We start from the raw sequence: 15,910 nt of genomic DNA, 5'->3' as shown, positions 1-15,910 counted from the left end.
GTGAAGAAGAAATGATACAAGAATTATCTGTTCAAGATTTTGCGATTATCTCGAGTTTAAATATTGAATTTAAAGAAGGTATGACAGTTCTAACTGGTGAAACTGGTGCTGGTAAGTCGATTATTATTGATGCTATGGGACTGCTTGTAGGCGGAAGAGGATCCAGTGATTTTATCCGTGACGGCATGGATAGATGTCGAATTGAAGGGTCTTTTTACATTGAGAATAAAGAGTATATGGCTAGTTACCTTGAAGAAAAAGGTATCGAAATGCCAGACGATTTGTTAATCATTCAAAGAGAGATATTTCGTAATGGAAGAAATAATTGCCGGATTAATGGTCAACTAGTAAACACTAAGGTTTTGAGAGAAGTAGGACAACAATTAGTTGATATACACGGTCAAAATGAACACCAAGAATTGATGAATCCTATCCATCATCTAAGTTTATTAGATGAATTTTCAGGAGGAGCTATCGATAGCTTATTAATTCCATATCGCCAACATTATCAAAAACATCATGAATTAAAAATGAAAATAAAAAAATTCTATGATCATGAGAAAGAACATGTTCAAAGAATGGACATGTTGCAATTTCAGTATGATGAGATCAGAGAATCTGAGTTAATTGAGGGTGAAGAAGAAAAACTTTTAGATGAGCGTAAGAAGATGTTAAGTTTTCAGCAAATAACAGAGGCTCTAAAAAATACTTACCAATATATTAACGGGGAAGAAAATCATAGTTTAGATTACATTGCTCAAGCTATGAATGAGATGACTAGTATTGAGCATTTGGATTCAGATTATCAAGAAGTCTCTGAGTTAATTCAAACGGGATATTATTCTCTTCAAGAAGCTATAGGTAATGTGACTGGACTCTTAGACGCTTTAGAGCTAGATGAAGAGCGTTTAAATGAGGTAGAGAGTCGCCTTGATTTGATTCGTCAGTTGAAGCGCAAGTACGGTGAAGATGTGGCGAGTGTAATTGCTTATTTTGAAAAAATATCTGAAGAACTTTCATATGCTGAGATGGACGACTTGGATATTGAGAGTCTTGAAAAAGCACTTATTGCAGAAGAAAAAACGTTAGATGATTTAAGTCAGAAGTTAACTGAAGAACGTAAAAATATTAGTCAGTCACTTGAAGAAGATATTTTAAAAGAGCTTAAAAGTCTCTATATGGAAAATACGAAATTTAAAGTTGTTTTTGAAGAGATGGCTGGTTACGGGGAGTCTGGTAAGGATAAAATTGAATTCTTTATTTCTGCTAACGTAGGAGAAGAATTGAAACCTTTAACAAAAGTTGTCTCAGGTGGAGAACTTTCAAGAGTGATGTTAGCTATTAAAACGATTTTTTCTAAAACGCAAGGAATTACTAGTATTGTGTTTGACGAGGTAGATACAGGTGTTAGTGGAAGAGTAGCTCAAGCAATTGCAGAAAAAATTCATGAAATTGGGAAAAATTCTCAAGTGTTATGCATTACTCATTTACCTCAAGTTGCAGCTATTTCTGATACGCAGTACTTTATCAAAAAAGAGATTATAAATAATCGAACAGAAACAAGTGTTAAAGAACTAACCTCAGAAGAAAGAGTTTCTGAAATTGCTAGAATGTTATCAGGTGCTGAAGTGACGCCGTTAACACTGGATCATGCTAAAGAGTTATTAGCTTTAGCGCAAGGTAAATAACTAGAACAAACTAAAAAGCCGCTATATTGAAAGGTTTGAAGCTTTCAGTATAACGGCTTTTTTCATTTAAATGATTAGATTAGAACATACCTAAACTAGTTAAGGCAGCTAGTACAGTACCGCCAACCATGGCAAGTAACATAACCCAAACAACTACTTTAGTAATTTTTGAAAAAGTACTTTTTTCTTTTTTGTCCATTGTTTTACACGTCCTTAGTTTGATAATCTCATGACTTAGTTTACACTGAATAGAGGCTATAATTCAAGTGTAAATGCTTTTAGATGTGAGTATTGATTGAATCGGCTATCTATATGTTTTATAATATATAAAGAATGAAAAAAAGAAACAATCCATTATGTAATGTTTGTTACAAAGAAGTCGTGTATCGTTTTGTAAATGTTATTAGATTGACATCTAGTTAGAGTATAATATGACTGTCTTAGTAAAGAACATGGGATTGTGAAGGGGTATATACATGACCATAACAATTAGCATATTTCTGTGGTATTTATTTCCATTGGTATTACTGTTTTTAAGCTCATTATTTGTAAAAAAAACCAATATTGGTACTAAATATGGTGTCAAAGCGCCTGATATCGCAACTGCATTTCTTTTAATTGGTATTCATAATTTATCAAAGGCGACTTTTGGCGAAAGTTTTTTACCATACACTTTATTAATTGTCTTATTAGTTTCGATGTTGATTGCGGTGTTTCAAGCTTATCAATTTAAAGAAATTAGGTACAAGCGGTACTTTAAGATGGTTTGGCGTGTGACGTTTTTGATTACATTACTGATTTATTTTTTACTTATTTTAGTCAGTATTTTCATGTTTCTTAAATAAAAACTAAGACAATAACTAGTAAAGTTACTATTATTGTCTTTTTTGTTTGCTCTTTTCACACAAGGAATACCAAAGTCATTTTTTTTCTTAATAGTGTGGTAGAAAGTGGGGGAATGTGGTAGACTAGTTCTAGTAAGTGGTAACGTGAGGTGACCTTATATGCTGATGGGTGAATATCAACATAACATTGACTCAAAAGGGCGTCTAATTGTTCCTTCAAAGCTACGAGAAGGCTTAGGTGATAAGTTCATCGTAACAAGAGGAATGGATGGATGTTTATTTGGTTATCCGATGGAAGAATGGGCAATCTTAGAAGAAAAAATGAAAGATATGCCACTATCAAAAAAAGATGCAAGAACATTTGTACGCTTTTTTTATTCTGCCGCTACTGAATGTGAAATAGACAAACAAGGGAGAATAAATGTCCCTGTTAATTTAAGAAAATACGCACAATTAGAAAAGCCCTGTATCATTATTGGAGTTTCAAATCGCATTGAGATTTGGAGCGAGGAACGTTGGAATGAATTCTCTCAAGATGCTGAAGAGAATTTTGATGATATTGCTGAAACGATGATTGATTTTGGTTTTTAATTAAAAGGTTGGAGAAATGAATATGTCAGAAACATTTGAACATGTCACTGTTTTGTTAAAAGAAACAGTTGATGGATTAAATATTAAACCTAATGGTGTCTATGTTGACTGTACATTAGGAGGCGCTGGGCACAGCCAGTATCTTCTCTCACAACTATCTAAAGAGGGTCATCTATATGCATTTGATCAAGATGAAACAGCAATTAAACACGCTAAAAAACGTTTAGAAAAAGAAATAAATGACGGGAAAGTTACTTTTATTCAAAGCAACTTTAGACATTTAAAAGAAAAGCTAGAAGAACAAGGCGTGACAAAAATTGATGGCATACTTTACGATTTAGGTGTTTCTTCTCCTCAATTAGACGAGGGCGAGCGAGGCTTTAGTTACCATCAAGATGCTCCTTTAGATATGAGAATGGATCAAAGTGCATCACTTTCTGCTTATGAAGTGATCAATAACTATCCTTATGAGCAATTAGTAAAAATATTTTTTAGATTTGGTGAAGAAAAGTTTTCTAAGCAAATTGCTAGATTGATTGAAAAAACACGTGATGAGAATCCTATTGAAACAACTGGTCAGTTGGTGGATATCATTAAAGAGGCTATTCCAGCTCCTGCTAGACGTAAAGGTGGACATCCTGCCAAACGAGTTTTTCAAGCAGTTAGAATCGAAGTTAATAGTGAACTTGATGTTATAGGAGAATCTGTAGAGCAAGCAATTGATCTACTAGATCACGAAGGTCGTATTAGTGTGATTACTTTCCACTCTTTAGAAGATAAGATTGTAAAAAATATCTTTAAAGAATATAGTCAAGCTAAAGATTTACCGCCTGGATTACCAATGGTTCCAGTCGAGTATCAGCCAACATTAAAGTTGATAAATAGAAAGCCAATTGTTGCAACAGATGAAGAGTTAGAAATGAACAATCGTGCTAGAAGTGCGAAGCTAAGAGTAGCTGAAAAAATAATTCCTGAAAGGATGGTATAGGTATGTCGTTACCAGAAAGAAATGATTTACATATTCATGTAGTTTCGGATGCCCAACCTTCTATTAAGGATGAAAGGTTAAGAGAAACAGTTCCTTATCTTGTTCCTCAAAGTAAATTGAGAAAAGTGAGTAAACTAGAGAAAATAGTATTTTGCGCCTTTATTTTAACATTTTTATTTTTATCAGTTGCGACGATTAAAATGACAACAGCTATTAATCGTGAAGAAGAAGTGATTACTTCTATTCAAAAAGAAATTGATACGTCAAAAAGTACAATTGATAAGTTGGAACAAGAAAAGAATGAACTGTTACGATCAGATCGAGTAAAAGAAATTGCTAATAAAGCAGATATTGAACTTAGAGAAGATAATATAAGGAAAATCAAATAATGAAAAATTTTATTCGAAAGTGTAAAGCGAAAATAGAATCTAAAAATCTAACACCTGCTGGCAATAGAAGAAATGTCGGAATTATTCTTTTTTCCGCTTCTATTGTCATTTTCCTTCTTTTTGCAGTGAGATTTATCTACATTATCGGAGTTGGTAAGGTAGGCTCTGAAAGTTTAGATAAGAAAAGACAAGACCTGTATCAAGGAAGTAGCATCATAAAAGCAAAACGCGGAACCATTTATGATAGAAATGGTTTACCAATTGCTGAGGATGCTACTTCCTATTCGTTATATGCTGAATTAGGAAAAGATTACATCGGTTTAAATAACAAAAAGCTATATGTTCAAAAGAAAGACCATGAAGAAATAGCAAACATCTTAAACAAGTATGCAGGAATTGAAAAAGATTTCACTATCAAGCAATTAAGTAAAGAAGTTAAAAAGAACGAAAATGGTAAGTACTATGGTAGTGCTGAATTTGGGTTGAAAGGGAAAAATCTTTCTCTAGAAACCAAAACTAAAATCGAAAAAGCTTTAAAGGATGCAGGAATTGAAGGGATATACTTTAAAGAACATCCAGATAGAATGTATCCAAATGGGAAGTTTGCTTCCTATGTTGTAGGGTATGCTCAGCCAGAAAATAAAGATGAAGAAGACTCTAAATTAACTGGTGAAAAAGGAATGGGTCTTGAAAAAGCGTATGACGATATTTTAAAAGGAAAAGATGGCTACAAGTATTATCAAAAAGATAGTAAAGGTAATGAGTTACCAGGATCTGTTATTGTTGATAAAGAAGCTGTTGATGGAAAAGATATCTACACAACTTTAGATTCTAATCTACAATTGAGATTAGAAGAAGTGATGGATGATGTGTTTGAAAAATCAACGCCTGATAATATTACAGCGATGTTAATGAGCGCGAAAACAGGAGAAATTTTAGCTGCCTCTCAAAGACCAACCTTTGATCCACAAACAAAAGAAGGTCTATCAGGAGATGATGCTGTTTGGCAAAATATGTTAATTCAAACGCCTTACGAACCAGGCTCTACTATGAAAGTATTCACAGTAGCAGCAGCTCTTGATTCAGGCAATTTAAATGAAAATGAAACTTTCCAATCTGGTAAAATTCAAGTCTATGATACACCGATTAGCGATTGGAAACCTGAAGGAAAAGGAACTATGACATATCGACAAGCTTTAGCTTGGTCAAGTAACGTTGGGATGGTTCATTTAGAACAAAAAATGGGAACGACATGGCAACAATACTTAAACAAATTTGGTTTTGGTAAAACAACTAATTCAGGGTTACCATATGAAGAAGTAGGGGCTATTAATGATAAAAACCCAGTCGATACGGCGATGTCAGCTTTTGGACAAGCAATAGGGGTAACTAACTTCCAAATGATGCAAGGCTTTACAGCCATTGCCAATAAGGGAACTATGTTAAAACCGCAAATTGTTAAAAAAATTACCAATGAAGAAGGTAAAGAAAAAGTTTATGGACCAGAAGAAGTAGGGAATCCAATTAAACCAGAAACGGCTGATAAAGTATTAGATTACATGAAGGACACTGTTGAGGATGAAGTTTATGGAACAGGATATGGTGTTTATAACATTGACGGCGTAAATGTTTCAGCTAAAACAGGTACAGCACAGATTTTTGATGGTGGTCAATTATTAACAGGGCCGAATGATTATTTATATTCAGTGGTTCAAATTGCCCCTACAGAAAATCCTGAGTATATTATGTACGTTACCTTGAAAAAACCAACGATTACAGGAGAACACGGTGATCCTGCTAAATTAGTTTCAGACATTTCTAACAGTATGCTTAAACATGCCTTTACTGTAGATGTTACCAATTCACAAGATTAGAAATAGGAGAAAATCATGATATTATCACAGTTATTAATACCCCTTTCACTGGGGTTTGCTTTTGTCTTAATGGCAATGCCACTTTTTATTGCTTATTTTAAAATGAAAAAAATGGGTCAAGCGATTCGAGAAGAAGGACCACAAGCCCATTTAGCTAAATCTGGAACACCTACTATGGGAGGTTTAATCTTCTTAATTAGTATTGTGTTAGCTTCAATTATTACAGGGATTTGGAAAAATGAGCTAACAGCTTCATTTTGGAGTATCTTATTTATCCTTGCTCTATATGGTGGCTTAGGATTTATCGATGACTTTATTAAAGTCTTTAAGAAAAGAAATTTAGGATTAAATTCAAAACAAAAATTAATTGGCCAAATCGTAGGAGGTATTATTTTATACCTTATTATGAAGTCAGAAGGAATTGATGATTTTCTCTTTATTCCATTTATCGGTCAAGTTGATATTGGCTTTTTCTACGGAGCTTTTGCCATTTTTTGGTTAGTAGGCTTTTCTAATGCTGTTAACTTAACAGATGGAATTGATGGACTTGTGTCAGGTTTAGGTATTATCTCTTTTGGAACATATGCGATTATTGCTTGGCAACAAAAACAGTTTGATATTTTATTAGTCTGTGTGTCAACAATGGGAGCTTTACTAGGTTTCTTCCTATATAATAAAAAACCTGCAAAAATATTTATGGGAGACGTTGGCTCGTTAGCTTTAGGTGGTATGTTAGCAGCTATTTCAATATTACTTCACCAAGAATGGACATTATTATTAATTGGTTTAGTGTACGTGTTAGAAACAGCTAGTGTTATGTTACAAGTTGGTTCATTTAAACTAACTGGAAAAAGAATTTTTAAAATGTCACCTGTTCATCACCATTTTGAATTAAGTGGTTGGAGTGAATGGAAAATAGATATTGTATTTTGGATAGTAGGATTAGTTATGTCAGGATTAACGTTAGGAATTTTATACTTATAAGATAATTAAGGAGAAGCGATTGGAATGAAAGCAACGACAAAATTTGCGAATAAAAAAATATTAGTTTTAGGTTTAGCTCGAAGTGGGGTTGCTGCTGCCAAGTTACTTCATCAATTAGGAGCCTTTGTTACTGTAAATGACGGCAAACCAATTGAAGAAAATCCAGAAGCCCAAGAACTACTAGAACTTGGTATGACTGTCGTAACAGGTAGTCATCCGATTGACTTATTAGATGAAGGCTTCTCCTTAATTGTTAAAAATCCTGGGATTCCGTATACGAATCCTATTCTCGAAAACGCAATTAAAAGAAACATTCAAATAGTAACTGAAGTTGAAGTAGCTTATGAAGTATCTGAAGCTGACTTTATTGGCATTACAGGAACAAATGGTAAAACAACTACAACAACGATGATTTATCACCTATTAAATAGCGAAAGAAAAGCAGGTGAAGCCAAATTAGCAGGAAATATTGGTTTTCCTACAAGTGATGTTGTGTTAGAAGCTAAAAAAGAAGATGTGTTAGTCACTGAATTATCTAGTTTCCAACTAATGGGAATTGAAACTTTTAGACCTAAAGTGGCTTTAATCACCAACTTATTTGAAGCTCATTTAGATTATCATGGTAGTCGTGAAGAGTACGTTAAAGCTAAATGGGAATTACAAAAAAATATGACAAATGAAGATTACTTAGTTTTAAACGGTAATCAAGAAGAATTAAGAGGATTAGCTAAAACAACTAATGCTAAAGTTATTTATTTCTCAACGACATCAGTGGAATTAGAGGGAGCTTATCTGTTAGATGGGCACTTATGTTATCAAGAAGAGCGAATTATGTCTGTTGATGATTTAGGCGTACCTGGAGCTCATAATGTAGAAAATGCGCTTGCGGCAATTGTTATTGCGAAATTATACGGTATCTCTAATGAGAGCATCAAAGAAACGTTAAGTCGCTTTTCAGGAGTACCACACAGAACTGAATTCATTGGTGAATTTAAAGGTAGAAAAATCTATAATGATTCTAAAGCAACTAATATCTTAGCAACAGAAAAAGCTTTAAGCGGATTTGAGAACAGTAAGTTAATTTTAGTTGCTGGTGGGTTAGACAGAGGAAATGGTTTTGAAGAATTAGTCCCTCATATTAATTCGTTAAAAGGTTTAGTTAGTTTAGGTGAAACAGCAGAGAAATTAATCACTGCTGCAAATGAAGCTAATGTAAGTCAAAGTCGTCAAACAGAAACAATGAAAGAAGCTGTGGAAGCAGCTTGGGAACTTAGTGAGGTTGGGGATGCTATTTTATTATCACCAGCGTGCGCTAGTTGGGACCAATATAAAAACTTTGAACTTCGTGGAGACGATTTTGTCAAAGAAATAAAACAAATAGTAAGTAGGTAAGTAAAAATGAAAGTACTTGTATCTGGAGGGGGAACAGGTGGACATATTTATCCAGCTGTTTCATTAGTAAAACATATCAAAGAAAAGAACCCTGATGCAGAGTTCTTATATATAGGAACTAAAAAAGGTTTGGAAAGTAAAATTGTTCCAGATCAAGGAATTCCTTTCAAAACAATTGAAATTCAAGGATTTAAAAGATCGTTATCATTAAGTAATTTTAAAACAGTTTATTTATTTTTAAATAGTATCAAAGAAGCAAAAAAAATCATCAAAGACTTTCAACCAGATGTTGTTATAGGAACAGGTGGTTATGTTTGTGGCTCCGTTGTTTATGCGGCAAGCAAATTAAAGATTCCAACTATTATTCATGAGCAAAATAGTGTTGCTGGAATGACCAATAAATTTCTATCAAAACATGTGGATAAAATCGGTATTTGTTTTTCAGATGTAGCTCAAGATTTTCCAAAAGAAAAAGTGGTTATGGTAGGTAATCCTAGAGCCCAAGAAGTAGCAGGAATTGAGAAATCAGCAATATTAGAGACATTTGATTTAAATCCTGAAATTCCAACTGTTCTGATTTTTGGAGGTAGTAGAGGAGCTTTAGCAATTAACGATGCGATAATCGAAAGTTTGGCTGAGTTTAAAGAAAAACCTTATCAAGTGTTATATGCTTCTGGAGAGATTTATTTTGAAGAAGTGAATCAAAAATGGCAAATTTTAACACCAAGTGACAACGTAAAAGTTGTTCCTTATATTAAAAATATGGAGAATGTCTTAGGGAATATTGATTTAGTTGTGGGACGTGCAGGAGCAACATCTTTAGCTGAAATCACCTCTATCGGGTTGCCATCCATTTTAATCCCTAGTCCTAATGTAACCAATGATCACCAAACAAAAAATGCTCAAAGTTTAGTTAAACAATCAGCAGCTCTTATGATAAGTAATGCTGATTTGAATCAAGAAACTTTAGTTAAAGCTATTGATGACTTAATGCTAAATGAAGAGAAAAGAAAAGAAATGGCAATAGCATCTAAAAAAGAAGGTATCCAAGATGCGACGGATCGTTTGTATCAATTAATGATGGAATTAACTTCATAAAGGAGGCACGATTGTGACTGATAATGAAGGGCAAAATCGACAGGGAAAACAACTGTTATTAACAACAGAGAGTGAAACCAAGCAAACCAATGAAAAACCAAATAAAGCAAATGAGCCAATCTCTAAGTTATCCTTTAATTGGCGTTATCAACAGACGAAAAAAGAAAAAGAGCTGTTTAAACGTCTGTCAATCATATTAAGTTGTTTAGCTATTGCTATATTTGTTACCTTGTACTTTATCTCTCCTTTTAGTAAAGTTGGGAAAATAGTTGTTAGTGGTGTGAATAATAGTGATGCCACCTTAATTGTAGAATCATCACAATTAAAGGTTGGAAAAAGCTTATGGGATCAGTATTTTAATCGAAAAGAATCTAATCAATCGATTCAAAAGGAAAATCCACGTGTTGATACAGCTAATGTACAACTAAAGGGTGTAAATACACTTCAAATTAAAGTGAAAGAATTTGATACCATTGGTTATGTCAAAAAAGGTAAAGAAACCTATGAAGTACTATCTAATGGCAAATTCTTAAAACAAGAAACAAAAGAAATGATTGAAGGATTACCGTTATTAGTAAACTTTGAAGAAGGTGAGAACTTAAAAGAGTTTATCAACGCCTACGAACAAATGAATGATACAATTAAAGAGAAAATAGAGACAATTGAATCATTAGCAACAAAAACAAATCCATTTAGAATTAAATTTAAAATGAAAGATGGTAATGAAGTTATCGGTTTATCCACAACGATTGCGGATAAAATGGCATTTTACGATAAAATTGTAGCTGAAATGAATTATAAAGGTGTGATTGATATGGAAGCAGGAGCTTCAGGTGTCTTTTCATCACCATTTGAAACGAAAGAAACCAAGGAAACAGAGGAAATCAGTCAACCAGAATAGTTGTAAAGAAAAAAGTAAGAAAATATACAACATTTGTGGTATTATTCTTTATTTCAGACTAACTTTTGTGATAGAATAGTTTGAGGTATATGCAATAATAGAGGAAGACTCTGTTAGAAAATAGGAGGGAACACCTTTCATGGCAAAAACAGGAATACATGTGAGTCTTGATATCGGCACAACTTCAGTGAAAGTAGTAGTAGCTGAGTACATAGAAAATCAAATTAATATTATTGGTGTTGGAAATGCAAAATCAAACGGATTAGACCGTGGAATTGTTATTGATATTGACAAAGCGGTTCAATCTATTCAAAGAGCAGTTAAACAAGCAGAAGAAAAATCAGGTGTACAAATTAGAAGCGTTAGCGTGGGGATTCCAGCTAATCTTTTACAAGTTGAAAAATGTGAAGGTATGATTGCTGTTAACTCAGAATCAAAAGAAATCACTTCAAAAGATGTGAAAAATGTTGCTTCAGCAGCGGTAGTACGTTCTACACCACCTGAACGTCAAGTTATTACTTTAATTCCTCAAGAATTTAAAGTGGATGGTTTTGAAGGAATCAAAGATCCTCGTGGAATGATTGGTGTCCGTTTAGACATGAAAGGTCTATTATTTACAGGACCTAAAACAATTGTTCATAACATTCGTAAATGTGTGGAAAAAGCCGGATTATCTATTGATGAGATGGTCATTACACCTTTAGCTTTAGCAGAGTCTATTTTATCAGATGGTGAAAAAGACTTTGGAACAACTATTATTGATTTAGGTGGCGGACAAACAACAACTTCAGTTATGTACGAAAGAGAATTAAAATTCTCACACGTAGAACAAGAAGGTGGCGAGTTCGTTACTAAAGATATTTCAGTTGTATTAAATACATCATTAAATAATGCAGAAGCATTAAAAATCAATTATGGTTATGCTTACCCTGAAAGAACATCTGCTAATGAAGAATTCCCAGTAGATGTGATTGGTAAAAATGAACCAGTTAAAATTGATGAACGTTATTTATCTGAAATTATTGAAGCACGTGTAGAGCAAATCTTTAACAAATCTAAAGCAGTTTTAGACAGTATCGATGCTCTAAACTTACCTGGAGGAGTTATTCTAACAGGTGGGGCAGCAAGTTTACCAGGAATTGTTGAATTAGCTGCAGATGTATTTGGAACTAACGTTAAATTATACGTACCAAATCATATGGGATTACGTAACCCAGTATTCGCCAATGGAATTGCAATTGTTGAATATGTCGCTCAATTAGATGAAGTTTATCATGTTACTAAATTAGCAATTTATGACAATAAAAAACAAGTTGTTAAACAAAACAAAGAAGTTAAATTAGAACAACCAAAACCAGAAGCACGTCCAGTTCAAGTACAAGAACCGATTACTGAAGTGGAAATCGAAGAGACAGACAAAGAAGGAATTGGAAGTAAATTCAAAGGTTTCTTGTCTAACATATTCGACTAATATTCTAGGAGGAAACAAACAATGGAATTTTCATTAGATAATGAATTAAATACTGGCGCAGTTATCAAAGTTATCGGTGTTGGTGGAGCAGGTGGAAACGCCGTAAACCGCATGATTGATGAAGGCGTTAAAGGAGTAGAGTTCATCGTAGCTAATACAGATGTTCAAGCTCTACAACATTCAAAAGCAGAAACAGTTATTCAATTAGGACCTAAATTTACAAAAGGTTTAGGAGCAGGTTCTTTACCAGATGTTGGTGAGAAAGCTGCAAGCGAAAGTGAAGAACAAATTGCTGAAGCATTACAAGGTGCGGATTTAGTTTTCATCACTTCAGGAATGGGTGGAGGAACAGGAACTGGAGCAGCTCCTGTTGTTGCAGGAATTGCTAAAGCTCAAGGAGCTTTAACAGTTGGTGTTGTGACTCGTCCATTTAGTTTTGAAGGACCTAAACGTAGCCGTTTTGCTGCAGAAGGTATCGCTGAATTAAAAGAAAATGTTGATACATTAGTTATCATTTCAAACAACCGTTTATTAGAAATCGTTGATAAGAAAACACCAATGTTAGAAGCTTTCAGAGAAGCTGATAACGTATTACGCCAAGGTGTTCAAGGTATTTCTGATTTAATTACATCACCAGGTTACGTTAACTTAGACTTTGCAGATGTGAAGACAGTTATGGAAGACCAAGGTACTGCATTAATGGGTATCGGTGTTGCAAGTGGTGAAGATCGCGTTATCGAAGCAACTAGAAAAGCAATTGCTTCTCCTTTATTAGAAACTTCTATTGAAGGCGCTGAGCAAGTGTTATTAAACATCACTGGTGGATTAGACATGACATTATTCGAAGCTCAAGATGCTTCTGAAATTGTTGCTAATGCAACTGGTAGTGATGTAAACATTATCTTAGGTACATCTGTAAATGATCAATTAGCTGATGAGATTGTTGTAACAGTTATTGCTACAGGAATTGATCCAGGGAAAAAAGATCGTCCAATGAGCCCAAGAAGTAACATGACAACTCAAGGAATGGTAAAACGTCAAACACGTCCAGTTCCTGAAGTAAGACAACCAGAAGTTGAAGCACCAGCTCAAACAGGTGGCGCTTTTGGTGATTGGGATATCCGTCGTGAGCCTAACACTCGTGCAGTACCTGACGAAACTCAATTTGAATCAATCGAAAAAAGAGATTTTGATACCTTTAGTAATACAGAAGCAGATCATAACTCAGAAGATGATAACGACGAATTAAGTACACCACCATTCTTTAGAAGAAAAAAATAAGAGGTGAGTAGGAGTGCTTGAAAAAACACTCAGAAATAACATTCAACAAATAGAAAAACAGATTCAAGAAGCACAGGAGACAAGGCACAGTGAAAAAACTGTGACCTTGATTTGTGTTAGTAAGTCAGTGGATTTAGAAACAACACAACAAGTTGTTAATGTTGGAATAACACATTTAGCTGAAAATCGAGTAGAGAAGCTTTTAGATAAAAAAAATTCTTTGATAGATTCAGAAGCAATTAAATGGCATTTTATTGGCAATTTACAGAGACGAAAAGTTAAAGAGATTGTTAATGAAATAGATTATTTCCACGCGCTTGATAGCTTGAAGTTGGCTGGAGAAATTCAGAAAAGATCTAACCATCTTCTAAACTGCTTTGTTCAAGTTAATGTCTCAGGAGAAGAATCAAAACAAGGAATTCAGCCAAATGAATTGGAAGAATTTATTGTTTCTTTGAAAGAGTTTGACCGAATAAAGGTAGTTGGATTAATGACAATGGCACCTTTTGATAGTGAAGAATCGGAGTTACATTCTATTTTTAATCAGTTGAATGAATTAAATCAGACAATAGCAGCTAAAAAATTACCATATGCTCCATGTACTGAATTAAGTATGGGAATGAGTGGTGACTATCAAATTGCTATAGAAGAAGGGGCAACCTTTATTCGAGTCGGCTCTAAATTTTTTGACGAAGAAGAGAAAGAGGTGGAAGAACGATGAATTTATTTAAGAAAAAAACGAACTGGTCTAACTTTTTTGGATTAGATGACTCTCAGGAAGAGGATTTTTCTTTAGAATCACCAATGGTAGATGAAGAAGAAAGCTTTGAACAAGAAATCCCTCAATATTCTAATGAACCATCTTATGAAAATGAAATGGTAGAAGAAAAACAGGAGAATTTTTCAGATTTATCTTCTTCTTCTAATGAGTATAAAAATAAAAAAGTAGTTGATATGAATTCTTATCAGACATCAACTGATAGATCACGTCAACCTGAAAACAGAAGAGTGCACCGTAAAATTACAGTATTTGAACCACGTGCTTATGCAGATTGTAAAGCAATTGCTCAAGCTTTATTCAGAAAAGAAATTGTTATTTTGACTTTTTCAGCTATGGAAGAGCAACAAGCAAGACGTGTCGTTGATTTTATCACAGGAACAATTTTTGCTGTTGATGGAGATATTCAACGAATTGGAGAGGAAATCTTTATTTGTACACCAGCAAATGTGGATATAGATTCTTCAGTTGCTCAAAGTTTAATTTCCACTCATTTAACTAATTATTAAGGACGTGAAGGCATGGCATATTTTATTTTGAAATTGTTAGGGCTGTTTTTGACAATTGTTAATGTATACTCGTTTGTTTTAATCGCATATGCATTAATGTCTTGGTTTCCAGGAGCTTATCAGTCAAAAGTAGGGCAATTTATTATAAAAATTAGTCGTCCTTACTTGAGTATATTTGATAACTTAAATTTAAGTTTTGGTCCAATTGATTTTACGATTATTGTAGCTTTAGTTGGCTTGAATGTTATAAGTTATGGAGTAGAAATATTTGTACGGTTATTATTAGGTTATTAACAACAGAAGAGAAAGGATGTGAGTTTTTTGCTTAGTAATGTGTACCAGCATTTTCGCAAGGACGAACATCCTTTTATTGATACAATAACAGGATGGTTCGAACAAGTAGAAAATCAATATGCACCATATGTAACGGATTTTTTAAATCCAAGAGAAGCTTATATTCTCAAAACATTAATAGGAAAAAAGAATGATATTAAATATTCTACCTATGGTGGTTATGAGAATTCAGAAAGACAATGCGCTGTTATTTATCCTAGTTATTTTGAGCCCAAACAAGAGGACTTTGAAATAGCTTTGTATGAAATTAAATACCCAATTAAATTTGGTTCATTAAGTCATGGTAAGATATTAGGTACTATGATGAGTACAGGAATTAAAAGAGAGTTTATTGGCGATATTATAACGGATGGACAAAAGTGGCAAGTCCTTATCAAAGAGTCAATGGCAAATTATGTCATTTCTCAAATTGAAAAGATTGGCTCTTTTGGCGTTCGCTTTGAAAAATTACCTTATACTGACATTTTAGTCCCAATCAATGAGTGGCAAGATGAGAGTTTAACAATTAGTTCCTTAAGAATTGATAATATCATATCATCGGTATATAATGTATCTAGACAACGAGCTAAACAAATTGTTGAAGCGAAGCGTGTCAAAATAAATTGGATTGAGAATGAGCGAGTAGATTATTTAGTAGACTATCTGGATATTATCTCAGTGCGAGGTCTTGGTAGAATTCAAATTATGGAGCAACAAGGAAAAACAAAAAAAGAGAAAGTTCGCTTAAGCATTCGTGTTTTAAGAAAGTAACTTACTTATGAGGTGAA

The 15,910-nt window shown here is 33.7% G+C and carries 17 protein-coding genes; 16 read left to right on the top strand and 1 reads right to left on the bottom strand.

Features of this window, described 5'->3' with window-relative positions; translation table 11 throughout:
* Positions 1 to 11: 11 nt before the first annotated feature.
* The gene (gene recN, locus ACODH8_RS10300; RefSeq protein ID WP_332466987.1) at positions 12 to 1,688 is read left to right on the top strand and encodes a DNA repair protein RecN; all 1,677 of its coding nucleotides are present in this window, start codon (positions 12 to 14) and stop codon (positions 1,686 to 1,688) included.
* A gap of 79 nt (positions 1,689 to 1,767) precedes the next feature.
* Here the strand turns inward: recN and ACODH8_RS10295 are convergent, their stop codons facing one another.
* The gene (locus ACODH8_RS10295; RefSeq protein WP_332466988.1) at positions 1,768 to 1,887 is read right to left on the bottom strand and encodes a DUF4044 domain-containing protein; all 120 of its coding nucleotides are present in this window, start codon (positions 1,885 to 1,887) and stop codon (positions 1,768 to 1,770) included.
* A 277-nt stretch (positions 1,888 to 2,164) separates the two neighbouring features.
* On the opposite strand from ACODH8_RS10295, the gene ACODH8_RS10290 reads away from it, so the two are divergent.
* The 15 genes from ACODH8_RS10290 to ACODH8_RS10220 all read left to right on the top strand — a co-directional run bounded on the left by ACODH8_RS10290 (position 2,165) and on the right by ACODH8_RS10220 (position 15,893).
* On the top strand, positions 2,165 to 2,533 hold the full coding sequence (locus tag ACODH8_RS10290; protein WP_332466989.1) for a DUF3397 domain-containing protein: 369 nt from the start codon (positions 2,165 to 2,167) through the stop codon (positions 2,531 to 2,533).
* Positions 2,534 to 2,692: 159 nt separating this feature from the next.
* A complete protein-coding gene (mraZ, locus tag ACODH8_RS10285; RefSeq protein WP_332466990.1) occupies positions 2,693 to 3,124 on the top strand; it encodes a division/cell wall cluster transcriptional repressor MraZ in 432 nt (143 codons plus the stop codon).
* A gap of 22 nt (positions 3,125 to 3,146) precedes the next feature.
* Complete coding sequence (gene rsmH, locus ACODH8_RS10280) at positions 3,147 to 4,112, top strand: 16S rRNA (cytosine(1402)-N(4))-methyltransferase RsmH (RefSeq protein ID WP_332466991.1); 966 nt, start codon at positions 3,147 to 3,149, stop codon at positions 4,110 to 4,112.
* A 2-nt stretch (positions 4,113 to 4,114) separates the two neighbouring features.
* Entirely contained in the window at positions 4,115 to 4,501 is a 387-nt protein-coding gene (locus ACODH8_RS10275; protein ID WP_332466992.1) for a cell division protein FtsL, read from the top strand.
* Positions 4,501 to 6,375, top strand: a complete 1,875-nt coding sequence (locus tag ACODH8_RS10270; protein WP_332466993.1) for a penicillin-binding transpeptidase domain-containing protein — start codon at positions 4,501 to 4,503, stop codon at positions 6,373 to 6,375. Before ACODH8_RS10275 ends, ACODH8_RS10270 begins: the two co-directional genes overlap by 1 nt.
* Before the next feature lie 15 nt (positions 6,376 to 6,390).
* On the top strand, positions 6,391 to 7,359 hold the full coding sequence (gene mraY, locus ACODH8_RS10265) for a phospho-N-acetylmuramoyl-pentapeptide-transferase (protein WP_332466994.1): 969 nt from the start codon (positions 6,391 to 6,393) through the stop codon (positions 7,357 to 7,359).
* Positions 7,360 to 7,383: 24 nt separating this feature from the next.
* Positions 7,384 to 8,751: a UDP-N-acetylmuramoyl-L-alanine--D-glutamate ligase gene (murD, locus tag ACODH8_RS10260; protein WP_332466995.1), complete on the top strand. Its 1,368-nt coding sequence runs from the start codon at positions 7,384 to 7,386 to the stop codon at positions 8,749 to 8,751.
* Between the two features lie 6 nt (positions 8,752 to 8,757).
* A complete protein-coding gene (gene murG, locus ACODH8_RS10255; RefSeq protein ID WP_332466996.1) occupies positions 8,758 to 9,849 on the top strand; it encodes an undecaprenyldiphospho-muramoylpentapeptide beta-N-acetylglucosaminyltransferase in 1,092 nt (363 codons plus the stop codon).
* A 13-nt stretch (positions 9,850 to 9,862) separates the two neighbouring features.
* A complete protein-coding gene (locus tag ACODH8_RS10250; protein ID WP_332466997.1) occupies positions 9,863 to 10,750 on the top strand; it encodes a cell division protein FtsQ/DivIB in 888 nt (295 codons plus the stop codon).
* Positions 10,751 to 10,889: 139 nt separating this feature from the next.
* Entirely contained in the window at positions 10,890 to 12,221 is a 1,332-nt protein-coding gene (ftsA, locus tag ACODH8_RS10245) for a cell division protein FtsA (protein ID WP_332466998.1), read from the top strand.
* A gap of 21 nt (positions 12,222 to 12,242) precedes the next feature.
* Positions 12,243 to 13,502 carry a cell division protein FtsZ gene (gene ftsZ / locus ACODH8_RS10240; RefSeq protein WP_332466999.1) on the top strand — a complete coding sequence of 420 codons (1,260 nt, stop codon included), beginning with the start codon at positions 12,243 to 12,245 and terminating at the stop codon, positions 13,500 to 13,502.
* Positions 13,503 to 13,515: 13 nt separating this feature from the next.
* Positions 13,516 to 14,223 carry a YggS family pyridoxal phosphate-dependent enzyme gene (locus ACODH8_RS10235; protein ID WP_332467000.1) on the top strand — a complete coding sequence of 236 codons (708 nt, stop codon included), beginning with the start codon at positions 13,516 to 13,518 and terminating at the stop codon, positions 14,221 to 14,223.
* A complete protein-coding gene (locus tag ACODH8_RS10230) occupies positions 14,220 to 14,789 on the top strand; it encodes a cell division protein SepF (protein ID WP_332467001.1) in 570 nt (189 codons plus the stop codon). Before ACODH8_RS10235 ends, ACODH8_RS10230 begins: the two co-directional genes overlap by 4 nt.
* Positions 14,790 to 14,801: 12 nt before the next feature.
* Positions 14,802 to 15,083 (top strand): YggT family protein, encoded by a 282-nt coding sequence (locus ACODH8_RS10225; RefSeq protein WP_332467002.1) that lies wholly within the window; start codon positions 14,802 to 14,804, stop codon positions 15,081 to 15,083.
* A 27-nt stretch (positions 15,084 to 15,110) separates the two neighbouring features.
* Positions 15,111 to 15,893 (top strand): RNA-binding protein, encoded by a 783-nt coding sequence (locus ACODH8_RS10220; RefSeq protein WP_332467003.1) that lies wholly within the window; start codon positions 15,111 to 15,113, stop codon positions 15,891 to 15,893.
* Positions 15,894 to 15,910 lie beyond the last annotated feature (17 nt).

Source organism: Vagococcus fluvialis, assembly GCF_048815235.1.
Lineage (GTDB): Bacteria > Bacillota > Bacilli > Lactobacillales > Vagococcaceae > Vagococcus.
This window is presented reverse-complemented; position numbering and strand designations above follow the sequence as displayed.